This window comes from Pseudomonas sp. GL-B-12 (genome assembly GCF_019955895.1).
Classification (GTDB): domain Bacteria; phylum Pseudomonadota; class Gammaproteobacteria; order Pseudomonadales; family Pseudomonadaceae; genus Aquipseudomonas.
In genome coordinates this window covers 22,571-47,513 of record NZ_JAHBCX010000034.1, presented here as the reverse complement: position 1 = coordinate 47,513, position 24,943 = coordinate 22,571, and the positions used below count along the sequence as shown (strand labels likewise).

At 62.0% G+C, this 24,943-nt stretch carries 24 protein-coding genes; 9 read left to right on the top strand and 15 right to left on the bottom strand.

Annotated elements, in window-relative coordinates; all coding sequences use genetic code 11:
• Window positions 1-69 precede the first annotated feature (69 nt).
• On the top strand, window positions 70-504 hold the full coding sequence (locus tag KGA85_RS19690) for a rhodanese-like domain-containing protein (protein ID WP_223533733.1): 435 nt from the start codon (window positions 70-72) through the stop codon (window positions 502-504).
• 152 nt (window positions 505-656) lie between these two features.
• Here the strand turns inward: KGA85_RS19690 and KGA85_RS19685 are convergent, their stop codons facing one another.
• On the bottom strand, window positions 657-1,298 hold the full coding sequence (locus KGA85_RS19685; protein WP_223459841.1) for a type 1 glutamine amidotransferase: 642 nt from the start codon (window positions 1,296-1,298) through the stop codon (window positions 657-659).
• Between the two features lie 330 nt (window positions 1,299-1,628).
• On the opposite strand from KGA85_RS19685, the gene KGA85_RS19680 reads away from it, so the two are divergent.
• From KGA85_RS19680 to KGA85_RS19670, 3 genes are all read left to right on the top strand, one after another.
• Window positions 1,629-2,408, top strand: a complete 780-nt coding sequence (locus tag KGA85_RS19680; RefSeq protein WP_150752940.1) for an ABC transporter substrate-binding protein — start codon at window positions 1,629-1,631, stop codon at window positions 2,406-2,408.
• A 107-nt stretch (window positions 2,409-2,515) separates the two neighbouring features.
• A complete protein-coding gene (locus KGA85_RS19675; protein WP_223459839.1) occupies window positions 2,516-3,628 on the top strand; it encodes a succinylglutamate desuccinylase/aspartoacylase family protein in 1,113 nt (370 codons plus the stop codon).
• A gap of 210 nt (window positions 3,629-3,838) precedes the next feature.
• A complete protein-coding gene (locus tag KGA85_RS19670; RefSeq protein WP_223543324.1) occupies window positions 3,839-4,555 on the top strand; it encodes an alpha/beta hydrolase in 717 nt (238 codons plus the stop codon).
• A gap of 3 nt (window positions 4,556-4,558) precedes the next feature.
• Here KGA85_RS19670 and KGA85_RS19665 read toward each other — a convergent pair whose 3' ends face one another.
• The 3 genes from KGA85_RS19665 to KGA85_RS19655 form a co-directional block, all read right to left on the bottom strand.
• Window positions 4,559-5,125 carry a hypothetical protein gene (locus tag KGA85_RS19665; protein WP_223459836.1) on the bottom strand — a complete coding sequence of 189 codons (567 nt, stop codon included), beginning with the start codon at window positions 5,123-5,125 and terminating at the stop codon, window positions 4,559-4,561.
• Window positions 5,126-5,445: 320 nt separating this feature from the next.
• Window positions 5,446-6,117, bottom strand: a complete 672-nt coding sequence (locus KGA85_RS19660; protein WP_223533735.1) for a glutathione S-transferase family protein — start codon at window positions 6,115-6,117, stop codon at window positions 5,446-5,448.
• A 97-nt stretch (window positions 6,118-6,214) separates the two neighbouring features.
• Entirely contained in the window at window positions 6,215-7,021 is an 807-nt protein-coding gene (locus KGA85_RS19655) for a hypothetical protein (RefSeq protein WP_223533736.1), read from the bottom strand.
• A 167-nt stretch (window positions 7,022-7,188) separates the two neighbouring features.
• Here KGA85_RS19655 and KGA85_RS19650 point away from each other — a divergent pair, with 167 nt between their 5' ends.
• Window positions 7,189-7,719 (top strand): chalcone isomerase family protein, encoded by a 531-nt coding sequence (locus KGA85_RS19650; protein ID WP_223533737.1) that lies wholly within the window; start codon window positions 7,189-7,191, stop codon window positions 7,717-7,719.
• Between the two features lie 185 nt (window positions 7,720-7,904).
• Here the strand turns inward: KGA85_RS19650 and KGA85_RS19645 are convergent, their stop codons facing one another.
• From KGA85_RS19645 to KGA85_RS19635, 3 genes are read right to left on the bottom strand one after another with little or no spacing between them, the layout of a single operon-like run.
• Window positions 7,905-9,086, bottom strand: a complete 1,182-nt coding sequence (locus KGA85_RS19645; RefSeq protein ID WP_223543323.1) for an acetyl-CoA C-acetyltransferase — start codon at window positions 9,084-9,086, stop codon at window positions 7,905-7,907.
• 11 nt (window positions 9,087-9,097) lie between these two features.
• Entirely contained in the window at window positions 9,098-9,763 is a 666-nt protein-coding gene (locus KGA85_RS19640) for a CoA transferase subunit B (protein ID WP_223533739.1), read from the bottom strand.
• Between the two features lie 36 nt (window positions 9,764-9,799).
• Window positions 9,800-10,498, bottom strand: coding sequence for a CoA transferase subunit A (locus tag KGA85_RS19635; RefSeq protein ID WP_046043267.1), 699 nt, complete (start codon window positions 10,496-10,498; stop codon window positions 9,800-9,802).
• Window positions 10,499-10,673: 175 nt separating this feature from the next.
• Between KGA85_RS19635 and KGA85_RS19630 the strand changes: the two genes are divergently transcribed.
• Window positions 10,674-11,576: a LysR family transcriptional regulator gene (locus KGA85_RS19630; RefSeq protein ID WP_223459828.1), complete on the top strand. Its 903-nt coding sequence runs from the start codon at window positions 10,674-10,676 to the stop codon at window positions 11,574-11,576.
• 18 nt (window positions 11,577-11,594) lie between these two features.
• Here KGA85_RS19630 and KGA85_RS19625 read toward each other — a convergent pair whose 3' ends face one another.
• A complete protein-coding gene (locus tag KGA85_RS19625) occupies window positions 11,595-12,437 on the bottom strand; it encodes an NAD-dependent protein deacetylase (protein ID WP_223533740.1) in 843 nt (280 codons plus the stop codon).
• Window positions 12,438-12,540: 103 nt separating this feature from the next.
• Window positions 12,541-13,587 (bottom strand): class I SAM-dependent methyltransferase, encoded by a 1,047-nt coding sequence (locus tag KGA85_RS19620; protein WP_223543327.1) that lies wholly within the window; start codon window positions 13,585-13,587, stop codon window positions 12,541-12,543.
• A 414-nt stretch (window positions 13,588-14,001) separates the two neighbouring features.
• On the opposite strand from KGA85_RS19620, the gene KGA85_RS19615 reads away from it, so the two are divergent.
• The 3 genes from KGA85_RS19615 to KGA85_RS19605 all read left to right on the top strand — a co-directional run bounded on the left by KGA85_RS19615 (window position 14,002) and on the right by KGA85_RS19605 (window position 17,091).
• Window positions 14,002-15,336, top strand: a complete 1,335-nt coding sequence (locus KGA85_RS19615) for an acetamidase/formamidase family protein (RefSeq protein WP_223459824.1) — start codon at window positions 14,002-14,004, stop codon at window positions 15,334-15,336.
• Between the two features lie 171 nt (window positions 15,337-15,507).
• The gene (locus tag KGA85_RS19610; RefSeq protein ID WP_223543322.1) at window positions 15,508-16,332 is read left to right on the top strand and encodes a DUF692 domain-containing protein; all 825 of its coding nucleotides are present in this window, start codon (window positions 15,508-15,510) and stop codon (window positions 16,330-16,332) included.
• 3 nt (window positions 16,333-16,335) lie between these two features.
• Window positions 16,336-17,091, top strand: coding sequence for a DUF2063 domain-containing protein (locus KGA85_RS19605; RefSeq protein WP_223543321.1), 756 nt, complete (start codon window positions 16,336-16,338; stop codon window positions 17,089-17,091).
• 865 nt (window positions 17,092-17,956) lie between these two features.
• Here KGA85_RS19605 and KGA85_RS19600 read toward each other — a convergent pair.
• From KGA85_RS19600 to KGA85_RS19575, 6 genes are all read right to left on the bottom strand, one after another.
• Entirely contained in the window at window positions 17,957-18,751 is a 795-nt protein-coding gene (locus tag KGA85_RS19600) for a ChbG/HpnK family deacetylase (RefSeq protein WP_223460086.1), read from the bottom strand.
• Window positions 18,723-19,940 carry a GNAT family N-acetyltransferase gene (locus KGA85_RS19595; RefSeq protein WP_223460084.1) on the bottom strand — a complete coding sequence of 406 codons (1,218 nt, stop codon included), beginning with the start codon at window positions 19,938-19,940 and terminating at the stop codon, window positions 18,723-18,725. Before KGA85_RS19595 ends, KGA85_RS19600 begins: the two co-directional genes overlap by 29 nt.
• 4 nt (window positions 19,941-19,944) lie before the next feature.
• The gene (locus KGA85_RS19590; RefSeq protein WP_223460082.1) at window positions 19,945-20,631 is read right to left on the bottom strand and encodes an N-acetyltransferase; all 687 of its coding nucleotides are present in this window, start codon (window positions 20,629-20,631) and stop codon (window positions 19,945-19,947) included.
• Between the two features lie 84 nt (window positions 20,632-20,715).
• Complete coding sequence (locus KGA85_RS19585) at window positions 20,716-22,635, bottom strand: hypothetical protein (protein WP_223543320.1); 1,920 nt, start codon at window positions 22,633-22,635, stop codon at window positions 20,716-20,718.
• Window positions 22,632-23,936 carry a lipopolysaccharide biosynthesis protein gene (locus KGA85_RS19580; RefSeq protein ID WP_223533773.1) on the bottom strand — a complete coding sequence of 435 codons (1,305 nt, stop codon included), beginning with the start codon at window positions 23,934-23,936 and terminating at the stop codon, window positions 22,632-22,634. Before KGA85_RS19580 ends, KGA85_RS19585 begins: the two co-directional genes overlap by 4 nt.
• Window positions 23,933-24,931 carry a polysaccharide deacetylase family protein gene (locus KGA85_RS19575; RefSeq protein WP_223537915.1) on the bottom strand — a complete coding sequence of 333 codons (999 nt, stop codon included), beginning with the start codon at window positions 24,929-24,931 and terminating at the stop codon, window positions 23,933-23,935. The genes KGA85_RS19580 and KGA85_RS19575 overlap by 4 nt, the downstream gene beginning before the upstream one ends.
• Window positions 24,932-24,943: the final 12 nt, after the last annotated feature.

Below are 24,943 nucleotides of genomic sequence, written 5' to 3'. Positions count from 1 at the left end.
GCCACTGTAGCCGCAGGCGGCTGGCGGATAAAGTCTTCCCACACCCACCGCTTCTTTGGAGTACAGCCCATGACCAGCCTGGTTCGCGAAATTCCCGCCGCCCCATCGGCCATCGCCCTGATGCATTTCAGCAACCGTCTGACCTTCGAAACCGATTGTTCCGACGTCCACGCCAGCCAGCAGGACGGTGAAGTCGATTTCATTCTGGTGGATGTTCGTGGCCCGCTGGCGTTCGAACGCGGACATGTGCCGGGAGCGATCAACCTTCCCGGGCGCTTGCTGAGCGCCGAAGGCTTGGCGGGTTATCCAAAGAACAGCCTGTTCGTGGTGTATTGCGCCGGGCCTCACTGCAACGGCGCGAACAAGGCGGCGGTGAAACTGGCGGCCCTGGGGTATCCGGTCAAGGAGATGATCGGCGGCGTGATCGGGTGGCTGGATGAAGGGTTTGAGTTGAGTGTCGGGGTGCAGCGGCCGGTGAATGCTGTGATCGGTTGTGAATGCTGATACCCAAACACCATTGATCATTGTGGTGAGGGGGCTTGCCTGTGGCGAGGGAGCTTGCTCCCGCTGGGTCGCGAAGCGGCCTCAAAAAAAGCGTCTGCTGCGCAGCCGAGCGGGAGCAAGCTCCCTCGCCACAAGAGTGGGGTCCCCACGGATCAGTGTTCGTTAGCGGCCGCCCACCACTCATCCAGTGTCGCCTGCAACCACGCCAACACATCGGCGTAGGCCGCATCGTCCTGCGGCCCTCGTGGCAACGGCGACTCATCGCCAAAATGCGCATTGAGCATGGCCACCGACTCGGCATTCCACTCCGGATGAAACTGCAACCCCAGCCGCGCCGGCCCGGCGCGGTACATCTGCTGCACACAGTGCTCGCTGCTGGCCAATAGCTGCGCGGCAGGCGGCAGGTCGATAGCGTCTTCGTGCCACTCCAGCACCTTCAACGTTTGCCTATCGATAAAGCTCACGGTGGTCCATCCGGTTTCGCTCCGGTCCATCCGCCGTACATTCCCGCCCAGGCTCAACGCCAGCAACTGTGCCCCCAGGCATATGGCGAACACAGCTGCGTCCTGATCGAGACTTCCTCTGAGCCATTGCCGTTCGGCTTCCAGCCAGGCCGGACCGGCATTGGATTCGTAAGGCCCGCCCAACAGGACCACGGGATCGGCGCTGACGGGCGGCAATTGGCCGAGGTCGGCGCGAAACACCTTCAGCGTCAGCCCTCGGGATTCGGCCCAGATGGCGATGGCGCCCGGACCTTCGGCGGGGTGGTGCTGGATCAGGTTCAACGTGGGCATCACGCTACTCTCGATGGGACGCAAGGGCGCTCAATGTGCCGTAAAACACCCGGTATCGCCAGTCGTCCCATTCTGTCGGATGGAGCCGGAAAACCTGTAGGTCTGGTCTGAAAACGCGGTATGTCTGACAGACTTTGCACCGTCAAGGCGCGTTCACCTCTATGCCTCCCTCCGGGTGCCACTTTTCTATAAATATTTGTCGCCTTGGCGTAATTTGCCCTCCTGTAGCCGCTCTAGACTGCCGGCCACTTCGGTTCCCGCTCACGAATCGATGACCGAACGCTGCCAATCGAAGCTGCCAATAAAAGCCTCCGCACACAGGAGTTATAAATGAAGAAGCTAGTGATGTTCGGTGCCCTGGCACTGTCGATGTTGTCCCTGACCGCCGTGGCCGAAGACGCCAAGCCGATCCGCATCGGTATCGAAGCTGGCTACCCGCCATTCTCGATGAAAACCCCTGACGGCAAACTCACCGGTTTCGACGTGGATATCGGCGATGCGCTGTGCGAGCAGATGAAAGTCAAATGCACCTGGGTCGAGCAAGAGTTCGACGGCCTGATCCCTGCGCTGAAGGTCAAGAAAATCGATGCCATCCTGTCGTCCATGACCATCACTGACGACCGCAAGAAGAACGTCGATTTCACCATCAAGTACTACCACACCCCGGCGCGCTTCGTGATGAAGGAAGGCAGCGACGTCAAGGATCCGCTGACCGAACTCAAGGGCAAGAAAGTCGGTGTCCTGCGCGCCAGTACCCACGACCGCTTCGCCACTGAAGTGCTGCAACCGGCAGGGATTGTCCTGGTGCGCTACGGCTCCCAGCAGGAAGCCAACCTGGACATGGTGTCCGGCCGCATTGATGCGCTGCTGGCCGACTCGGTCAACCTGGACGACGGTTTCCTGAAAACCGATGCCGGTAAAGGTTTTGCCTTCGTCGGCCCTGAGTACAACGATCCGAAATACTTCGGTGGTGGCGCCGGAATTGCCGTGCGCAAGGGCGATACCGCTCTGGCCGAGAAATTCAACACAGCGATCACCGAAATCCGCGCCAACGGCAAGTACAAGCAAGTGCAGGACAAGTACTTCAAGTTTGACGTTTACGGCGAGTAATCCAGCCGTTTGGAAAAGTGGCAACCGTCAGACGCGGTTGCCATTTTTTTTGTGCAATCATTTTCAGCACAGGTGATCTCGCCGTTCTGACATCAGGAGTTCCCCCCATGCAACGCATCGATCACAAACTGCCCTGGAGCCACCTGGGCAGCGAGCGCACCCTCAGCGTGTTTCGTTATGGCGCGGGCACGCGCAAGGTCTACATCCAGGCCAGCCTGCACGCCGACGAATTGCCGGGCATGCGTACGGCCTGGGAGTTGAAGAAACGCCTGGCCGAACTTGAACAACAGGGGCAATTGAAGGGTGTGATCGAACTGGTGCCGGTGGCCAATCCCATTGGCCTCGACCAGCACTTGCAAGGCAGCCACATGGGGCGTTTCGAGCTGGGCAGCGGCAAGAACTTCAACCGCTCGTTCGTCGAACTCAGTGCGCCGGTGGCCGCGTTGATCGGTGATCGCCTTGGCAGCGACGCCCAGGCCAACATCGCGCTGATTCGCCAGGCCATGGGCCAGGTCCTCGACGGCTTGCCGCCAGCGGCATCGCAGCTGGAAGCGATGCACCGCCTGTTGCTGCGCCATGCCTGCGACGCCGACATCACCCTCGACCTGCATTGCGACTTCGACGCCGCGATCCACATCTACGCTTTGCCGCAGCACTGGCCACAATGGCAATCCTTGGCGGCGCGCTTGAAGGCCGGCGTGGCGTTGTTGTGTGAAGACTCCGGCGGCAGCTCGTTCGATGAATCCTGTTCTTCGCCATGGTTGCGTCTGGCCAGGGCGTTCCCGGCGGCGGCGATTCCACCGGCCAACCTGGCGACCACCCTGGAACTGGGCAGCATGGGCGACACCCGGGTCGACCAGGCCCAGGCCAATTGCGAGGCCATCCTCGGGTTCCTCGCCGAGCAGGGTTTGATCTCCGGCACCTGGCCGGCGGCACCGGCCGAATGCTGTGAAGGCATGCCATTCGAAGGCACCCAGTACCTGTTCGCCCCGCATCACGGCGTGGTCAGTTTCCTGCGTGAGGCCGGGGAATGGGTGGAGAAGGGCGATGCGCTGTTCGAGGTGGTCGACCCGTTGAACGACAAGGTCACCACCGTGCAGGCCGGCACCAGCGGTGTGCTGTTCGCCATTGACCGTGGACGCTACACCCAGCCAGGCAGCTGGCAGGCGAAGGTGGCGGGGCGTGAGCCGATTCGGGTGGGTAAGTTGATCAACGACTGAGCCAGGAATTTCTTTGTCTGTACTGGCCTCTTCGCGAGCAAGCCCGCTCCCACACTGGATTTTCAGTGAACACATAATCGGTGAGCCACGGCGATCCAGTGTGGGAGCGGGCTTGCTCGCGAAGGCGGCATCAGCCACGCCCGAGATGTTCCTGCCTACTGACCAGTGTTAGGCTCTTCCCCGAATCCTGCATTCCGTGAAGGAAGACCCATGTTGAAGATTCTCGCGCTGCTCACGCTCCTGGTATCCACTGCCGTTCACGCCCAAACCCCTCTGCAAACCGACTTGCCGCTCAAGTACCTGGAGCAGGCCAGCACCGATTCGAACCATCAACCCCTGGTGATTTTCCTCCACGGTTACGGCAGTAACGAACAGGACCTGTTCGGCATCAAGGATGACTTGCCTGCGTCCTACACCTACCTGTCGGTGCGGGCGCCGTTGGTGATGGAGGCGGGCAGCTATCAGTGGTTCCGCAAGAAGGGCGAAGGGGCCTACAACGGCGAGACCGATGATCTGAAGTCCAGCGGCCAGTTGCTGCTGGATTTCGTCGCACAGGCCACGAAGAAATATCACACCGAACCCGAGAAGGTGTTCCTGGTCGGCTTCAGTCAGGGCGCGATCATGTCCTACGAAACAGGTCTGCGGCATCCCGAGGCGCTCGGTGGGATCGCTGCGTTGAGCGGGCGGATTCTGCCGGTGCTCAAGTCTGAGCTTCAACCGGATGAAAAACGCCAGTCGCTGGCGATATTCATCGGTCATGGCGAGCAGGACAAACGCCTGCCATTCAGCGACGGCACCGAAGCCAACAGCCTGTTGCAGAGCGTGTCACTCGAACCGGAGTTTCACGGCTACCCCGGTGTCGGTCACAGCATCAGCACCGACGAGATACAGGATTTGAGCGCCTGGTTGCAGCGTCTCAACCCCTGAGCCTCATTTTCCGCTGACGATCTGTTTGATCAGGGTTTCGTGGGCCGCCATGTCGCCTGGGCGGGAAATCACCTGGATCACCGCCATGCGAGTGCCGGATGCGGCCATCAGCGTGGTGGTGAGGGTCATGCCACCGCCTTGCGTGGCAGTGCCGTCGACCTGGCGCAGGCCCAGACCGGTTTTCCGGGTCAGGGCTTTCTCGCTGAGCTTGTTGTAGTCGGGCAGGGATTTGTGTTGCGCAGCTTCGAAATCGGCCACGGTGCCGTCGAGGAACCCGCCGTCGTTGTCCTTGACGCTGACACCGTTGGGCAGGGTGTTTTCAGCGGCGATCACCACGGTCTTGGTGGTTTCATTGCTGTACAGGGTGCCGCTGGCGCCTTCAGGGCTGGCCGGCAGCGGGTTGGCGATGAAACCCTTGGGCAGGTTGAAGGTGAACTTGCCGCTGAGCATCGAGACTTTCTGGGCGGGTGCATCGCTGGAAGTGGCCTTGGCGGCCTGCGCATTCAAAGCCCCAAGGCCGGTAGCGGCTGCCAGCAGCAGGACAACGGCTTTTTTACTCAACAATGACATCGGAATCTCCAGGGATGGGCGCGCGGTGGGGCGCGATCATCCCATGGAGGTTGTGATGCATTCCAGTGTGCTCTACCGAGTGGTCATGTGAGCACTTGTGGCGAGGGAGCTTGCTCCCGCTCGGCTGCGAAGCAGTCGCTAAGCCGCCTGCCTGTGCGGTACATCTGAAAGTGTGCAGGGGGCCGCTTCGCGACCCAGCGGGAGCAAGCTCCCTCGCCACAGGCAAGCCCCGCACCTCAGTCAAACTTCCCGCTGCGACGGATAACTCTGGATCACGTCGAGAAACTCGATCCGCCGCTCGCTGGCCAACAACCGGCGGGTTACGCCTGGTTTTGCGGGAACAGGTTGCGACGGGTTTCTTCGTCGAATTCGGCCTTGAGCACCAGTTGCTCTTTCAGGCCGTGGGCACGCTGGGCGGCCGGGCGGGCGCTGACTTCATCGTACAGGCGCTTGACGTTCGGGTACGCCGCCAGACCACTCTCGCCGAGGATGTAGGGTGCGTAGTTGGCCCAGCCCCACAATGCAATGTCGGCGATGCTGTAGGTGTCGCCCGCCAGGTACTGATGTTGGGCCAGACGCTCGTCGAGGATGCGGTAGTGGCGTTCGACTTCCTTGAAATAGCGGTTTTTCGCGTAGGGCAGATCTTCCGGTGCGTGGTGCAGGAAGTGCACCGCCTGGCCGGAGAAGGGCGACAGGCCGGTGCCGATGAACATCAACCACGACAGCATCTCGGCCTGGCCGGCAGCGGAGGTCGGCAGGAAACGCTGATGTTTGTACGCCAGGTGCAGCAGGATCGCCTGGGAGTCGAACACGGTGGCATCACCATCCACCAGCGCGGGTACCTTGGCGTTTGGGTTGATCGCCAAAAAGGCTGGCTGGTGTTGCTCGCCCTTGAAGGTGTCGACGCCGATCAACTCGTATGGGGTTTGCAGCTCTTCGAGCAGCAGGGCAACTTTCATCGGGTTCGGCGAAGGGTGGAAAAAGAATTTCATGGTGCAGGCCTCAGTCGGGTAGGGGGTGGAACTGAGGCTGATGTTGAAGCAAACCCGTTCGATTGACGTGCAACGTTGTTGTTCTACTCGTGCGAAATCATCGAATGGGTTTCGTTGCTTTGACGGTTCCTTCAGTGTCCGTCGCCGGGCTGGCTGGCCGCGCCAGCAGGCGTTTGGTCACGCCCAGCATGGCCACCGACACCGCGATGCCCAGCACAAAAGCGTTCATCCCCATCGTCGGCAGGGCCAGGGCCAACACCAGGCAGAAGGCGGCGAACGAGTACATGCCGGTGGCGGTGGCGCGCAACAGTGCGGCGGTGAAGGCCGGGCCACGGGTTTGCTGGGAGAATACCGCCATTACGCTGCCCAATACCGGGAACACTGCCAGCAGGCCGCTCCAGCGGTCGCCGACAGTGCTGGCCAATAGTGTCACAACCAAGGTGAGCAATGCACCGGCCACCATGCGCAGCAAGAGCTTGTCGGATTTCGGCGCAGGGCCACTGAGCACCGGTTGCACGGTGGGGAACAGGTACGGTGCGGCGAGCAGCGCGGTGGCGGCGGCGCACACCGAAAACACCAGGGATGCAGGGATCAGCGACAGGACAACCGCCACCAGCGCCCAGACCGACAGCGAGATCAACAGCGCCAGCGGCCATCCGGCCCGTTGTGCGGCCTGGGCGTAGGTCACGCAAAACGCAATCATCGCGAACATGGCTGACAGCGCGGCGGTGGCCGATTGCGCGGCGAACGCCTGGCCTTGTTCGAGGGCGAGGAACAACAGGATCGGCCCGACCACCACCGGCAACCCCGACAACCAACCGGCCACGCTCGGCCCCCAGCGTTTGCCAGCCAGGGAAATCAGTAGCAGGAAGCCTGGGATCACCAGCAATTTGAGGATCAACACGCGCACGTCTCCGACCTGTGTGAGGTGGCAACGGTAACATTGCATCGGATAGATTGCTTTATGTGTATGTGCATTTTGTATACAAAAATAGAGGCCTTTGGAAATTGTACGAAAGGGTCTATTACGCGTACGTTTTTTTGGGCATCCCGCGATGAGGCCAATCTGCCATGAACCGCCAACGAACACCGCTGCGCCATGGTCTGTGGCTGCTTGTCTTGCTGAGCTGCCAGGCCCTGGCCAATTGGCAGGATTCGCTGCCTGGTGCGCAAATCCTCGGCAGCGGTGAGTTTCGCAAGTACGGCTTCGATGTCTACAGCGCACGGCTCTGGAGTACTTCGCGGCCCCTGGCGGGCGATCAGCCGTTCGCCCTGGAGCTGATCTACCAGCGCAGCATTTCCCGTGATGACCTGGTGAACGCCAGCGTCAGGGAAATCAAGCGACTCGCCGGCACCTCGGTCAGTGCCGAGCAATTAGCGTCCTGGCAGGCGCAGATGCAACAGTCGTTCGTCGACGTGCAGGCCGGCACGCGGCTGACCGGGGTCTATCTGCCGGGGCAGGGCGCGCGGTTTTTTCTCGGTCAGCAGTTACTGCGTGATGTGAAGGACCTGCAATTCGCCAAGGCGTTTTTTGCCATCTGGCTCGATCCGCGCACCAATAATCCCGAGTTGCGCCAGCAGTTGCTGGGTGCGGCCCCGTAGACTTTGCGTTTTGCCGGGTCTGGCCCGAGGTTTGTGGTGATCAGTGGGGCGAAGAACGATGACTCGGTCTAACTGAAAAAAACCAGGCAAAAAAGAACCCGGTGCGACTTGCATCGCACCGGGTGTTTTTCCAGACGGTCACGGATCTTCGTGGGTCCCCGCACCCCCTGTTGAACGCTGTTGGCTTACGCCCGCTCGAGCGCCAGCGCCACGCCCTGACCACCACCGATACACAGGGTGGCGAGGCCTTTCTTGGCGTCACGCTTGAGCATTTCATGCAGCAGGGTCACCAGCACGCGGCAACCCGAGGCACCGATCGGGTGGCCCAGGGCGATGGCGCCGCCGTTGACGTTGACCTTGTTCAAGTCCCATTCCAGGTCCTTGGCCACGGCCAGGGATTGTGCGGCGAAAGCTTCGTTGGCTTCGATCAGGTCCAGTTGGTCGATGTTCCAGCCGGCCTTGTCCAGGCAGCGTCGAGTTGCCGACACCGGGCCGATGCCCATGATCGCCGGGTCGACACCTGCGTTGGCGTAGGCAGCGATTTTTGCAAGCACCGGCAGGCCGAGGGCCTTGGCTTTTTCCGCGCTCATCAGGATCACGGCGGCGGCACCGTCGTTCAGTGACGAAGCGTTGCCAGCGGTCACCGAGCCGTCCTTCTTGAAGGCTGGCTTGAGCTTGCCCAGGGATTCGGCGGTGGTGCCGGCCCGTGGCTGTTCGTCGGTGGCGAAGGACAGCGGATCGCCCTTGCGCTGCGGGATCAGGATCGGGGTGATTTCATCGACGAAGCGCCCGGCTTCGATGGCGGCCACGGCTTTCTGCTGCGAAGCGGCGGCGAACGCGTCCTGCTGCTCACGAGTCAGGCTGTACTTCTCGGCCAGGTTCTCGGCGGTGATGCCCATGTGGAAATCATTGAACGCATCCCACAGGCCATCGCTGATCATGGTGTCGACGATTTGCCCGTTGCCCATGCGCAGGCCGGTGCGGGCACCGGGCATGACGTAGTTGGCCAGGCTCATGTTTTCCTGGCCACCGGCGATGATCACCTCGGCGTCGCCGCAGCGGATCGCCTGGGCGCCCAGGTGCAGGGCTTTAAGACCCGAGCCGCAGACCTTGTTCAAAGTCATGGCCGGCACGGCGAAGGGCAGGCCGGCCTTGATCGCGGCCTGGCGCGCAGGGTTTTGCCCGGCGCCGGCGGTCAGCACCTGGCCCATGATCACTTCATCGACTTGCGCAGGGTCCAGGCCGGTTTGTGCCAGCAGCTGACGGATCACCGCAGCGCCCAAGTCAACCGCGGACACATTGGCCAGGGACCCCTGGAAGCTGCCGATCGCGGTGCGCGTGACGGCAACAATGACGACTTCTTGCATGGAATGATTCCTCACTGGGCAGCGAACTGCATTTCCGGCACGTGGTCCGGCACGATCATTTTACCGGCAGTCTTGGCAACGATCTCTTCGACGCTGACGCCCGGTGCACGCTCTTTGAGAATGAACGCGCCGCTTTCGATTTCCAGGTAGGCCAGGTCGGTCAGTACGCGCTTGATGCAACCGGCGCCGGTCAGCGGCAGGCTGCATTGGGACAGCAGCTTGGACTCACCGTCCTTGGACGCGTGGGTCATGATGACGATGATGTTGTCGGCGCCGGCCACCAGGTCCATCGCGCCGCCCATGCCCTTGACCAGTTTGCCGGGGATCATCCACGAGGCGATGTTGCCTTGCACGTCCACTTCAAAGGCACCCAGCACGGTCAGGTCGACATGACCACCGCGGATCATCGCGAAGGACTCGGCGGAGGAGAAAATCGACGCGCCGGTACGTGCGGTCACGGTTTGCTTGCCGGCGTTGATCATGTCGGCATCGATGGTTTCTTCAGTAGGAAAAGGACCCATGCCCAGCAGGCCGTTTTCCGACTGCAGCATGACTTCCATGCCTTCGGGGATGTAGTTGGCGACCAGGGTCGGAATGCCGATGCCCAGGTTCACGTAGAAGCCGTCCTGCATTTCGCGGGCGACGCGTTGAGCCATTTGTTCGCGGGAAAGTGCCATTGTCGTTATTCCTTCATTCGGTCCGGGGGCAGGGGATCACTTACGCACGGTGCGCTGTTCGATGCGTTTCTCGAACGTGCCGCAGATGATCCGGTCGACGTAGATGCCAGGGGTGTGGATCTGCGCCGGGTCCAGTTCGCCGGGTTCGACGATTTCTTCGACTTCGACCACGGTGATCTTGCCGGCGGTGGCCGCCAGCGGGTTGAAGTTCTGGGCGGTATGGCGATAGATCACGTTACCGAAATGGTCGGCTTTCCAGCCTTTGACGATGGCGAAGTCGCCGGTGATGGATTCTTCCATCAGGTACTTGCGGCCATGGAATTCGCGCACTTCCTTGCCTTCGGCGACAGGCGTGCCAACGCCGGTGGCGGTGAAGAAGGCCGGGATGCCGGCGCCGCCTGCGCGCATTTTTTCGGCGAGGGTGCCTTGCGGGGTCAGGGTGACTTCGATTTCGCCCTTGAGCAGTTGCTCTTCGAACAGCTTGTTTTCGCCGACGTAGGACGCCACCACTTTGCTGATCTGGCGGTCGGTCAGCAGTACGCCGAGGCCAAAACCGTCGACGCCGCAGTTGTTGGAGACCACGGTGAGGTCGCGAGTACCTTTGCGCTTGATCTCGTTGATCAGGTTCTCCGGAATCCCGCACAGGCCGAAGCCGCCAGCGATCACGGTCATGCCGTCTTCAAGACCTGCCAAAGCTTCCTCATAGGAACTCACGCGCTTGTCGAAACCTGCCATATGCACCTCTTTTATTCTTTGTGGGCGGCTGGCTAGCCGAATGGGAAGGAGTGTCTCGCTGCAAGATTCATTTGTTAAGTTGTTTTTTAGATCTGATTGATTGATAAAGCTCAATAATGTGCTGCCCCGTCCCTTGCAGCTTAGAACCTGTAGCTTACAACTGGAGCATTGCCCCATGACCGTCAAGCAGATCCGCGCCTTTCTGGCCGTGGCCCAGAGCCTGAGCTTTGCCGTGGCCTGCGAGCGCTTGCACCTGTCGCAGTCGGCCCTGAGCCTGACCATCAAGGCGCTGGAGGAGGGCCTCGGCGGGCGCTTGTTCACCCGCAATACACGCAACGTGGCGCTCACCGCCGAAGGCGAATCCCTGCTGCCGCTGGCGCGCCGGTTGATCGCCGACTGGGACAATGTCGAGGATGAAATGCGCCAACGCTTCACCCTGCAGCGTGGTCGCGTGACCCTGGCGGCGATGCCGTCGTTCGCCGGCAACCTGCTGCCGCCGATCCTCAAGACCTTCCGCGCCCGTTATCCGAATGTCAACGTGACGGTCAATGACGTGATCAACGAGCAAGTGCTGGAAATGGTCCGTGACCGCCAGGTGGAACTGGGGGTGGCGTTCGAGCCGACCCAGAGTTCGTCGCTGCAATTCACGCCGTTGTACATCGACCGATTCGTTGCGGTGGTGCCCCTGGATTCGGCGCTGGCCGAACTCGATGACATCGACTGGCAGACCTTGCTCAAGGAGCCGTTCATTACCTTGCAGCGTCCGTCGACGGTGCGGGTGATGCTCGAAGAACACTTGCAGGCCCGCGGGATGAAGCTGCCGGTGGAGTTTGAAAGCCATCAACTGGCGACGGTCGGGCGCATGGTCGCCAGTGGCCTGGGCGTGAGCGCGGTGCCGGCCTTGTGTGCCGGGCAAATGCGTGAACTGGGGGCGCGTTGCATTACCTTGCGCGACCCGGTGGTGGAGCGGGCGCTTGGGGTGCTGACGTTGCCTGGGGGCGAGTTGTCGGCGGCGGCGCAGGCGTTGTTTGATGTGCTGAAAGAGGAAAATCTTGGGCAACGAGTAGCCATGCACTGAACACAATTCCTGTGTTGATCAGGAAGAGAGGCGCTCGGCCAACAACGGCAACAACCGCTCGCACGACCCCTCGATCTTCAAATCCAGCATCTCATCGGCCCGGGTCTTGCCCAGGTTGATCGCAATCAACGGCTTGCCCTGGTCCACCACCGCCCGGCACAAGCGAAACGCCGAATAGGCCATCAGCGACGAGCCAATCACCAAAAGCCCCGCAGCCTGTTCGACGGCCGACATCGCCCTGGCCTCTGTGGCCTGTGCGACGTTCTCGCCAAAAAACACCACATCCGGCTTCATCCGTTCACCGGCGCAATGCGGGCAGTGAGGGACCTGGAAGCGCGCCTCGAAGGCCGGGTCGAGCAAGGTATCGCCATCCGGCGCCTGCACCGCGTCGACGCCAGCCAGGTACGGGTTCTGTGTTTCCATCAAGTGCTGGATCGAATCGCGCTCACTACGCTGGCCGCAATCGAGGCACAACACCCGGTGCAAACTGCCGTGGAGTTCAATTACGTCATGGCTGCCGGCCTGGTCGTGCAGGGTGTCGACGTTCTGGGTGATCAACCCGCTGATCTGCCGCGTGCCTTGCAAACGGGCCAGGGTGTCGTGGGCCACGTTCGGCTGCGCCAGACGCACCCTCGGCCAACCGAGCATCGCCCGCGCCCAATAGCGACGCCGGGACTCCGGGGCGGAGAGAAACTCCTGGTACATCATCGGCTGCCGGCCCCGGCGCACGCCCTGGTTGTCGCGATAATCCGGGATGCCCGAGGGCGTGCTGATACCGGCACCGGTCAGCACGGCAAACGGCTGATCCGCCATGAGCTGATGGAGGCGATCGAGTTGGTCACGGGTTTGGCGGTCGAGCATGGTCAGCACTGCGCAGGACACTTGAATGTGTGCAGCGTAGCATTTGCCGCCGCGCCTGCAGGAGCAGCCTGCGGCAGCTCCTGCACAGAGCGGGCGGCGGTGTTTACTTACGCGCCTCCAGAATCAGGTTGAACGGCGTTTCCGTGGCCCGGCGAAAACGGGTGAATCCGGCCTCGCTGAACACCTTGCGCAACCGCGCTTCACCGGCCTGCGCACCGAGGCCCAGGCCGACTTCCTGGGACAGCGAGTTCGGCGTGCAAATAAAGGTCGAGGCGGCGTAGAACAGACGTCCGACCGGGTTGACGTTGTCGTCGAGCAAGTCGTTGGCGTAGGGCTCGACCAGCAGCACCGTGCCGTCGTCCTTCAGCGATTCATAGGCATGTTTGGCCGCACCCACCGGGTCGCCCATGTCGTGCAGGCAGTCGAAGTAGCAGATCAGGTCGTAGTCGCTGCCGGGGTAGCTTTTGGCCGTGCCCTGGAAGAACCTGGCCCGGTCGGATACACCCCCTTCTTCGGCCCGTTGGGTGGCAACGGTAATGGATGGCGCGTGGTAGTCGAAACCGACGAAGCGCGAATCCGGAAACGCCTGGGCCATGATCACCGTCGAGGCGCCATGGCCGCAGCCGATGTCCGCCACTTTGGCCCCGGCTTCCAGTTTGGTCACCACGCCGTCGAGGGCGGGCAACCATTCGGCGACCAGATGGGCTTTGTAGCCGGGGCGGAAGAAGCGTTCGGTGCCGCTGAACATGCACGGATGGTGATCGCCCCAGGGCAGGGCGCCGTTGCCGCGCATGGCGTTGACCAGTTTGTCCTTGTCATGGAAAAACGACGCGACCACGCTGATTCCGCCCGCCACATAAACCGGTGAGTCTTCGTTTGCCAAAGCCATGGCTTGCTCCTCGGGCAGACGGAACTGGCCGTCGCGGTGTTCCATGTAGCCGGAGGCGGCATGGGCACTGAGCCATTCGCGCAGCAGGCGGGTGTTGCAGCCGGTTTTGGCGGCGAGTGCTTCCGGGGTCATTGGCTGGCTGTCGGCCATCGCCCGGTACAGGCCGAGCTCTTCGCCGAGGATGACGTTGGCGAGCATCGCCGCGCCGCCCATGTCATTCACCAGTTTGCCCATGAAATCGTTGAGTCTGGCCTCGTCCATCATGTGTGCTCCTTCAGCAGGATCACGGTCCAGGGGCAGTGTTTGGCGAGGCGTTCGCCGCTGGGCGGTGGTCGTGGGAATGTACAGGGCACCAAGCGGGTCCTGTGTGCAGTAAGTTTAGTTCGGGCCTTGTACCGCGCGGCCTGGCGCGACGAAAGCTACATGTTCCTGACGGACACCGCTCCCTCAGGGGATTTGTGCTGTGTATCTCACTGTATCTCACCGGCCTTTCGATACAGTCCCGCGCAACTTCAGACCCCAGCCGAACACAGAACCGATACAAACCTGCGATGAACTGTGAAGGCCGTTTTGGCGCCGTTAAACCGTGGCGGCCAAGACGCTCTCCCTGGCCGTCGCGACCGGCGGCCGTACGCTCGACTCTGTTCCGCGCCTGATGCGGTCAAGGGGACTTCCATGACAACGCTTGTGTCTCAACCCGATCCCAACGTCACACCCGTGGATCGACTGCGGGTCGATCACTACACCAACGGCATCATTGGCCCGAGCCAGCCAATGCTCGGGCCGTTGGTCGACGGCGGTACGCTGATCACCGGTACGCCACCGGGCTGTTGGGGACCGATGATCACGCCCGCCTTCGAGGGCGGGCATGAAGTGACGCAACCGGTGGCGATCGCCGGGGCGCAAATCGGTGATGCCGTGGCCATCAAGATCAAAAGCATGCGCGTGACGTCGCTGGCGACTTCATCCGGGGTGATGAGCTTTGTTGAGGGGCGGTACAACGGCGATCCGTTCGTTTCTAAATTCTGCTCCATGTGCGGCACCGATCATCCCGCCAGCCATGTCGAAGGCATCGGCGCCGAGGCTATTCGCTGCAACCACTGTGGTGCCGAAGTCAGCGCGTTTTGTTTCAGCCACGGCTATGTGATTGTGTTCGATGCGCAGAACCAGGTCAGCCTGACGGTCAATCAGGACATCGCCAATCGGCTGGCAGGTAACGCCTCAGAAATGTCGGCGCTGCCGGAATTCGCCGCCCAGCATTCGATACTGTCCCTGGCCCGTGCCGACATTCCAGGTGTTGCGGCTCACATGCGGCCGTTTCTCGGCAACATCGGCACCCTGCCATCCCGGGACTTGCCCGATTCCCACAACTGCGCCGACTTCGGCCAGTACCTGATCAATGCACCGCACCGTTTCGGCATGACTCGCGAAGAGCTGCACGCGGCGAAAACCGACGGCCACATGGACACCAACTCGATTCGCGAAGGCTGCGTGCTGATTTGCCCGGTTAAAGTTCCCGGTGCCGGGGTGTACATGGGTGACATGCATGCCCAACAGGGCAATGGCGAAATCGCCGGGCACGCCACCGATTGTTCCGGGGAAACCGAAGTGGTGGTGCAAGTGGTGAAGAACCTGACCCTGGAAGGGCCGATCCTGTTGCAAAATCTCGATGACTTGCCGCCGATGGCCCGGCCAATGAACGCCGAACAACGGGCAAGAGTCCGTGAGCTGGGTGAGCGTTGGGGCCAGCACGAGATCGAACAGAGTGGGCCGATCACCTTCATCGGTAGCGGCGAGAACCTCAACCTGGCGGTGGAAAACGGCCTGCAACGAGCCGCTTCCGTTACCGGCCTGCCTTATGACGAAGTCCTCAACCGCGCCACCATCACCGGATCGATCGACATCAGTCGCCTGCCGGGCACCGTGCGTGTGACGTTCCTGTGCCCGATGAATGTGCTCGATCGCATGGGCATCGGCCATCTGGTGCGTGAGAAATACGACCTGGCCTGATAGCCAGTGGCGGGTCTGTACCGCAGTGTGTATGGACTTGCTGGCGATACACACGCTGGCATTTTCCGGCACAAGTGAACACAGGCCCGATACACCGCTTCGATTAACTGTGTCTGACGGCGGGCATCGATTCGGTGCCCGTACCCCCAGCCATCGTCTGAGATCGACATCATGCAAACCCCCGTCACTCCCGTAGCGAAGGCCAGCGTCGGCCTGGGCCTGCGCCGCGGTTTAATGAAAGACCTCCAGGCCGCACCGGCAGGCGATTTCGACTTTCTGGAAGTCGCCCCGGAAAACTGGATCGGTATCGGCGGTGCCCACGGCGCGGCATTGCGCGCCCTGGCTGAACGCTATCCATTGTCCTGTCACGGCTTGTCCCTGTCCCTGGGCGGGCCGTCGGCGCTGGACGTCGATTTTCTGCATGAGGTTCGCAGCTTCGTCGATCACTACAACGTGCCGCTGTACAGCGAGCACCTGAGCTATTGCAGCGATGACGGCCATCTGTACGACCTGTTGCCGTTTACCGAAGAAGCGGTGCACCACGTCGCGGCGCGTATCCGTCAGGCCCAGGACATTCTCGGGCGACGTCTGGCGGTGGAAAACGTCTCTTATTACGCCGCGCCTCAACAGGACATGGACGAGGTGACATTCACCAATGCCGTGCTGCGCGAGGCCGATTGCGACCTGTTGCTGGACGTCAATAACGTCTACGTCAATTCGATCAACCACGGCTTCGATCCGCAGGCGTTTCTGGCTGGCATCGATTCGGGCCGGGTGGTGGCGATGCACATTGCCGGGCATTTCGACGAGTCCGACACCTTGAAGATCGACACCCACGGCGCTTCGGTCAAACCGGCGGTTTGGTCGTTGCTGGCCCAGGCTTATGCCCGGTTTGGCGCACAACCGACCTTGCTGGAGCGGGATTTCAACTTTCCGGCATTCGCCGAACTGGTGGCGGAATTGCAGACCATTCGCCGTTTGCAACAGGAGGTTTGAACCGTGGAGAAGTCGAGTCTTTTGCATCAACAAACCACCATGGGCCTGTACCTGCGCGACCCTGAACACAACGCGCCACCCAGCGAAATGGACCCGGTGCGGGCACAGGTTTATCGCGATCTGGTGTTCGCCAACCTGTCTTCGCTGCTCAGTGGCACTTTTCCGGTGCTGGTGAAGATTCTGGGTGATGAACGCTGGCGGTCGCTGGTGCGGATCTTTCTGCGGGACTACCGCGCCTGCACGCCGAAATTTGGTGAGATTGCTCAAGAGTTTGTCGAGTTTCTCTCGGCCGGGCCTCAGACGTTGAGCGATGGGCCGTGGCCGCCGTTCATGGTGGAGCTGGCGCATTACGAGTGGGTGGAAATGGCGCTGCAACAGTCTGATGCCGAGCCTCTGGTTGGCGGTGATTCCGCGTTGCTGCTGGATCGGCACTTGCGGGTGTCGCCGCTGGCCTGGCCGTTGGCGTATGCCTGGCCGGTGCAACGGGTGGGGCCGGATTATCAGCCGGACGTTTTACCTGCTCAGCCGACCTTGTTGCTGGTACGGCGGGCGGAGGACTGGAGTGTGAGGTTTTCCGAATTGAGTCCGTTGGCGTGGCGGTTGTTGCAGAGGATTGGCGAGTTTCCCGAGTTGACCGGGCGTGAGCAGTTGCAAGGATTGGCGGTGGAGGCGGGGCAGGTTGGCTCTTCGGCGTTTTTCGAGGGTGGTCTGGGGTTGTTGCGGCAGATGCATGGGGAGGGGGTTGTTGGGGGCGGTTGATCTTCTTTGACCTTGGCGGTCTTTGGGCTGACCAGGTTCTTGGTCGATTGAGTACATATCCGTTTCTGCGGTAATGGCCTCTAATGGTTTCGCCCTTACGGCGAGTCACTTTTTTTACAAGCGCCTAAAAAAAGTAACCCAAAAAACGCTCGCCCCGAACGTACGGCCCCTCGCCTGGGCTCGGGGTTCCTTCGCTCCGGCATTCATCCGGGGGCATCGCCTCCGGTCGGCTTCGCTCGACCTCCTCTCGATGTGTTCGGCTGCGCCGAACGGCGCTGCGCGCCCACCCCCGGATGAACGCCTCCACTCAGCCTGCCGAGGGGGCGGGTGGATCAAGATCAAGAGCTGCAGGCGAGCTAACGCTCGGCCTGATGAGTGGTGAAGAGCGTGGGTGTACGCGGCACTGCTTTTGCTCTTCTGTGGGGGCGGCGGTGCGGCGATCCGACCTGCTCGCGATGACGACCTGACAGCCGATCGAAACTTTTCGGATGTACTGAGTACCTGTGGGAGAGGGCTTGCTCGCGAAGACGGTCTGTCAGCCGACTCAATTCTCACAGGCGAACGAACCCCGCGATCAGGCCGGCCGGTAGGCCGCCTCGCTTTTGCTTTGGCTTTAGCTTTTGATCTTCTTGCCCCCTCGTGAGCCCACGGAGCAGGACCGGAGCGAGGGCATGCCGAGACTTGGCGAGGCACCGAACGTCAGGGGCAAAGCGCTTTGGTTACTTTCGCGCTTTTCGAAAGTGACCCGCCGTAAGGGCGGAACCAATAGCGGCCGTTACCGCAGAAACGGATATGTACACCCGCAAAAAACCACGCCGCCTGCTAGGCAGCCATCGCGGGGCCACGCTCCCACAGGAATTGCGGATTACTCCAGAACGCCCTGTGCGCGGTGAGGCGCAGCATCGCCCGCAGCGGCATAGGCCACCCGCGGCACACCCGGCAAGCGCTGTTCCAGCAGTACACTCAAGGACTCGCCCGGTTCCAGGTAGGCATCGCCGAAGTCGGCGCCGAGCTGGTTCGGGTGGGCGACGATTTCCAGCAGTCCGTCGGGTGGCGGCTCGGCGTTGCGCAGATCCACCGGGGTGCACACGTAGTCGGCGGTGGCGCCGGCCAGGTTGCTCAGGCGACGGTTGAGCAGGTCCTTGAACACGCGCTTGGGCAGGCTGAGGTTTTGTCCCAGGTTGCGTGCCAGACGCACCGGCACCCCCTGGCGGGCGGCGAAGCGCGCGACGATCTCGCCGATCGGCCAGATGTTGTGCACGTGTTGATGGGAGTCCAGGTGGCTGGGGCGCAGGCCGTTGTCCAGGCAACGCTGCCACTGGGCTTCGAGTTCTTCGAGCACGGCGTGGCGATCCCGGCGCCCGAGCCATAGGCGGGTGCGGGGCAGTTTGAGGTCGAACACGCCGGCACCGTCGCAAAACGTCGGACGCTGCACAATGCTCTGGCTCAACGGCCGGCCGTAGGTCAGGTTGAAGTGCAGGCCGATGCGGCCTTCGAGCAACGGATGCCGGGCCAGGACGCAGGCCGCTTCGAAAGCCGGCATGTTGGCCATGGCGGTGGCGGAGCTGATGAGCCCGGCCTGGAACGCGCCCAGGATCACCGCGTTTTCGCAGGCACTGAGGCCGAAATCGTCAGCGTTGACTATCACTTGCCGAGGCATGTTTACCCTCCTTGAGGTTTTCCGTAGGCGCAGGCGCTTTGACAGCAGGTGCCGCGCCGGGCGCCGGGGTGGCGACTGCGGCCGCGGCGCGTCTGGCGCGCCATTGCTGCAATCGGGGTTTGAAGCGTTGCCAGATCCGCAAGGCCAGCCCCAGCAGCAGACCGCTGGGGCGCCCGGAGTAAAAACTCCAGCGCCAGTGTTCCAGTTGCCCGGTCATGCGTTCGTGCAGTTGATGGCTGGAGTTTTCCAGGCTGACCCGTGACGCATCGATCCACTGCCAGTTGTCTTCGAGGCCCCAGCGAATCCACTCTTCGAGCAGCACCCGGCCGCTGCCCAGGTCGGCATATTGCGGCAGGAACGCCAGGTTGTAGTCGTACAGTCGGCCCTGTTCCAGCAAGCCGAGTCGATAGCTGATGCAGCGCCCCTCCAGCTCCAGCACTACCACGCGCACCAGGCCTCGGGCCGCCAGGGCGGTGAAGGCGCGGTCCATCCACTGGCGATGGCGGGCATCGGAAAAGATCCCGACCCCTTCATCGCCTTTCCAGCTCACGGCTTCGACTTCACTGATTTCCTGCAATAGCGGCCCCATGGTCAGGGAGTCGGGGGTAATCCGCCGCACCTGGGCACCACACGCGGCGATGCGTTTGCGCGCGCGGCGCAGTTTGTAGCGCGGGTCGCCGGAGACTTCCTGATGGTCGGCCTCGCTGATCAGGTGCACCGGCACTCGACAGCTGAGGCGTTGTTCGGCGGTCGAACTCAATGCCTGCCACGGCGCCAGGGCCTGTGCCTGGGCCGTGGAACCGGCCAGTTCGTTGAGTTGCAGCACGGCATGGGGCAGGCGTTGCCGGATCTGCGTCAGCGCCTTGCGTAAATTGTCGTCGTCCAGCCTCGTCAGCAGTGCGAGGCGGTCGGCGAGGGGATAGCCCAAATGATGCAGGACCCGAAACGGCAAACGCGCAAAGCGCTCCACGGACGCCACCAGCGGCAGGCACAGCGCCAGTTCTTCACCCTGCCAGCCAAGCAGTACGTGCAACTGCTCGCCCGGATTGAGTGCCAGTTCCGAGGCGTACAGCCAGGCCAGGGTGTTGAACGGTGTGTGGTCCGTTACGCGCAGGCGCAACGCTTCGTAAGCCGCTATCGGAAAGTCGTCGGTGCACAGCGAAGTGCGCCATTCGAATCGTGCAGACATAAGATCAGCTCGCCTCGGCCGGAACAGGAGAGGGTGCCGGTTTGCGCAAGGCATTCAGGCGGGAACCGCTGTAGCGGGTTTCGCGGAAGAAGCGCCAGCCGAACAGGTGGTAGATGTTCATGATCCGTCCCTGCTCGCGATACCCCATGCGCATGTGCATCTTGAGCGCGGGAATGTTGTGGGACTCGCAGATATCCACCACTTTGTTGCAACCCTGATCAGCCATGGCTTTCCACAGGTTCAGTTGGAAATCGACCGACAGCGTGGTGCCCCGGTAGGCAGGAATCTGCTCGATGGCGAACTCGAAGAACTCACCTGGCTTCACCGGGAACATGCAGCCGTAGTAATGACGGTCGAGATAATCGCGTGTGCTGCCCCAGATAAAGGCCACGGTATCGCCGTTTTCATCCAGATACATGTGCCCGGTGTAGCCTTCGGACGCCAATTCGGCCATGGTGCCCACGCGATCGCCGAAGTGTTTGGCGAACGCCACGGCGTTCTGTGGGGTGATGGTTTCCAGCCGCAGCGGTGAATAGGGCCGAAGGTTGTGTGGTGGTACCGGGCTCACCAGATCACGCTCCATCCACAACAGTTCTTCGTGGAAAAATACGTAGTGTTTCCACACTTTGCCGACGGTGGCGCGCAAGCCTTTTTGCTTGATGTGATCGCTGAGTTTTTTCAGAACATTCATGTTTTTGACTCCTGACGGTGTTGGCCGTGAGTGGATTGACTCAAGGCGCGACGAATCGTCCACGCGGTAAAAAATCAATGACGTTCATGAGGTGCTCCAGCTGAGGGCAAACAGGGTTTCTCCTGGTAAATCGAAGTTGATGTGACCCTCCAGGCATTTGAAAGATGCGTCGCGACTGCGGTTGTCGGCGCCGAAATAGCGCAATGATCCCTGGGCCAATGGACATAGCGCGCCAGCCAGGCTCACACGCTGCAAGCGTGAGCCTTTGTTGACGCCCAGCAGGCTGCGTTGGTGCCCGGCAGACATGGCCAGCACGTCAACCTCGAAGGCGTCGTTCTCCAGGCGCATGACATCGTGTAGCCAATGCTGGCGGATAAATTGCTGCGCCAGGCCCACGGGCTTGAGCTCGAATTCATCCTCGCCGAGCACGCGCAACATGCCCTTGGGATACTCAGGTTCGTCGGCGGCCTGGAACCAGCCGAGCATGTCGAGCAAGCCGTCCTGGGAAGCATTGATGATGACCGAGGCCCACCATAACGAGGCGTAGTGGGTTTCCTGATCGTAAGGGCTGAGGCTGGCCCCGCTGGACATGTTGGTCTGGTCCAGCAACAGGGCTTTGCGCGGTCGTCCCTGGGCGTCGAGCCCCACCAGCTCTGCCGCTTTGCGTACGCTATCGCGGTAGACACGGGTCGCCAGCAGGTCGCGGACCATCCATTCGTGCCAGGCCAGCGCATCGATCTTGTCGCCGGACTCGGCCAGCAAGCGTCGGGCCCAGTCGATGCCGCGCTTGTCGGCGGCATGGTCGACGAACGGGCCATTGACGAACCGGGAACTGGCCGGCATGGCGATGCGTACGCCGGCTTTGGCGTTGTCCGGGTTGCTGCGCACTTGCCAGGCCATGCTGTTGAAGATGCGCTGGTAGCTGGCGTAGTCCGGGTAGTTGAGGTTCGGTTCGTCGGCAAAGCCGATGTAGTGCGTGCCCTTGCCGCCAAGTGCGCGTGTGGCGGCGAGCCAGGCGTCGAGGCCGGCGTTGCTGGTGGTGTCGGCGCGCAGGTAGGCCTGGCGCTGTCTGCCGGCCAGCAGGGTGATGTCCTGGGTGATGCCCAAGCGATCCTGATACAGCCGGCGGAACACGTCTTCGTAATGCGGCCGCGTCGCCATGATGTCGACCAGGCTGTAATAGGTTCCGGCCTGTGGTTGCAGGGCATCGAGCACGGCGAAACTGGAATCCGGCAGTCGCGCATAGGGCAGGGCGATCCCCAGGTTCGGGGTCTTGCCGAGCACGTCGTTGTGCAGCGTCAGCCGGGTCTGGCCTTCGTCTTCGCGCAAGGGTTTGAGCTGTTGCGGGTTCTGGGCGAACAGGTTGGCCGTGCCGTCGAGCCAGAATGCGACCTTGCCGCTACCGCGCAGGTGCAGGCGCCAGACTTGATCGGTGGTTGCAACGGGCAACTCGATTTTGTCGAACTGCCAATAGGCGGGGTAAGGCTTTAGAGACAGTGAAAGTTGTTGGCCGTCACTCACGCGCTGCGCTTGCAACGCGCCGACGCCGCCGTGGAATTTTCCGGCCAGCACCGCGTGCTCACCGGCCGCGACCTTGAAATACAACTCGTCACCGTCCCGGGGCTCGGCGCTGAAATGCACCTTGGCCGGGGCGAACAGTGCGACGGTGTGGTCGTCGTGCTCAACCGTATAACGGCGGAAGCTGTAGCCGGGAATTTCCAGTCGATAACTGGCGGCTGCCGGCGCCAGGTTCCAGCGTTGACTACCGCGGGGCTCATTGGCGGCAATCAGTCGTTCGCTCTGGAGTTTGCCCTGGCCGTCGAGCAAGTAGAGGTGCTCTTCGTTGGCTTCAGCCTGCCACACCGGGGCCCAGAGCACGGTCAGGCTGTCGGGGCGGTCCGTTTGCAGGTACAGGCTGCCGTCGCGGATATCGGCCCAACGCATGGTTGCGGCTTCGGCGCTCAGCCCGAGGCCAAGACTCACCAGCAATAACAGGTGTTTCATGCCGATTTCCGTTGCAGCATCAGCAGCATCGGCGCGATGTCGCCGGGCAGGACGATGAGCGTTTGCCAGACCGGCACGTGGCTCAACCGGCAATACACCACCAACAGCGCCAGGGTCACGGCCAGGTACGCGATAGAGGATGCGGCTGCTGCGCCGACGATGCCGTAGGTCGGGATCAGCAGCACATTGAGCGCCAGGTTGAGCAGGGCGCTGAGGCCCATCAACAACGAAATCGTGCCGGGCCGGTTTTTGCCCAGCAGGTCCAGGCGCAGAATGCTCATGTAGCACAGACCCAACAGGCCCGGCAGCAGCGCCAGCAACGCAGGATATGCAGGCTGATAGGCCTCGCCAAACAGCGTCACGATCAACCATTCACCGACCACTGCCATGGTCAGGCAAGCGCCGAGCATCACCGTAGCGGTCAAGCGCAAGGCCAGTGGCGTGACTTTTTCGATGCCTTCTTCCTGTTGCAACAGGCGCTTCATCAGCGGCGTGGTCACTGCTTCCGGAACGATCAGCAGCAACTCGGCGGCCGCGCTGGCCATGGCGTAGTGACCCAGCGCCGTGGTGCCGAGCAGGGCGCCGATGAACAGGTAGTCGGAGCGCAGAATCACTTGCTGGAACAGCAGGTCTGGATGACTGCGGGCGCTGTAGCGCAGCAGTTCGTTTTGACTGGCGCGGTCCCATTGCAGGTTCAGCGGATGCTCGCGCCTGAGCCACACCGAACCGGCCAGCACCACCAGGCTGATCCCCGTCAGCCAACTGATCAGCGCCGCTTCCAGGGCTGCGCTTTTCCACATCCAGAACAGGGCAAGGAACACCAGCAGCGGCGCCAGCGACTCGATCAGGCGCAAGGCATTGAAGGCGACCACGCCGCCCGAGGCGTTGTGCAGGGTCAGCAAACCGCTTTTGAGCACGGTCAGCGGCACCGCCAACAGCAACAGCCAGGCGAGTAGGCCCAATTGCGTGGTGATGCCCAGTTCACTGCCGAACTCGCGGGTCAGCGCCACCACCAGCAAGGTCAGCAACGCCGCCGGCAGACAACCGAACAGCAGCACCTGACTGAGCAGCAAGCCCATCGGTCGCTGCTTGGCCGCCTGGTAGCCCACCGCTGAATTCAAGCCGCCGCTGGTGGCAGCGCTGATCAGGTCGGGCAGGGCGCTGAGCAAGGCAAACAAGCCCCGTTCGCTGGGGCCGAGAATCCGCGCCAGCAACACGTTGCGCAGCAAGCGCAGGGCGATCATCACCAGTTTGGTGCCCATGCTCAGGGCCAGGTGCCTGAGGTAGTTGTTGCGGCTCATGGACGCGCCCCACGGTAGATGCGCCAGGACAGCAACCCGGGATTGCGCGCGGTGCGCTGGCTGACGCCGAAGCGTGGCAGGGCCAGTGGATCTTCGGTTCCTCGATAAATGCCGGTGTCGGTGCCCAGGGCAAACGGGAAGTGATGCCTGGCCACCTGTTGGCGCACCCGCGCATCGTTGTCGCCATTGGGGTAGCAGTAAACCGGCAACGGCCGGTTGCAACCGTGGAGCAGCGCCTCGCGACTGCGGCTCAGTTCTTCATCCAGGCGTTGATCGTCGAGACCAGTGAGGATGGCGTGGCTGGCGCCGTGGGGGCCGAAGCGCACCAGGCCGGACGCTTCCAGGTGGCGCACTTGCTGCCAGTCCAGCGCCTGGGGCAACGACTCTTGCGGGCAGTCGTCGGTCAGGCGATTGAGGTCCAGGGGTGACAGGGTTTTCAGGCTCTGCAAAAAGTTCAGCAACGCCAGGCTGCGGCGTTGCTGATCCGGGTCGTCGCACAATGCCGGCAACGGACGCCCAAGTTGCTGCAAGCGTTCGATCAGCTGCAGGCGTGCCTGTTCGCCATGGCTGTTCCACAGGGTTTCGCCAATGCTTTCCCACCAGAAGCGCTGGCGGCTGCCGATGAAATCGGTGGACAGAAAGATGCTCGCCGGCACCTGGTGTTTTTGCAGCAGCGGGAACGCGTTCAGCGCGTTGTCGCGCCAGCCGTCGTCGAAGGTCAGCGCCACTTTTGGCCGCTCCGAGCGCGCACCCGGTTGCAGAATGTCCATCAGCGGCACGCAGTCGAAGTGTTTTTTCAACCACGCCAGCAGATGTTCAAACGCCTTTGGCCCGACGCACAGTTCATTGCGATGGGGCAGTTCGGCGGCCTGGTCGCTGGCCAGCACCCGGTGCAGCATCAGGATCACCCCGGCGCCGTGCAGTTGATTGCGCCCGACCGGAGAGTTGAGGTACAGCCAGCCACTGGTGCGTTTTAACAGTTGTTTGATCGCCACGGCACGCGCCTC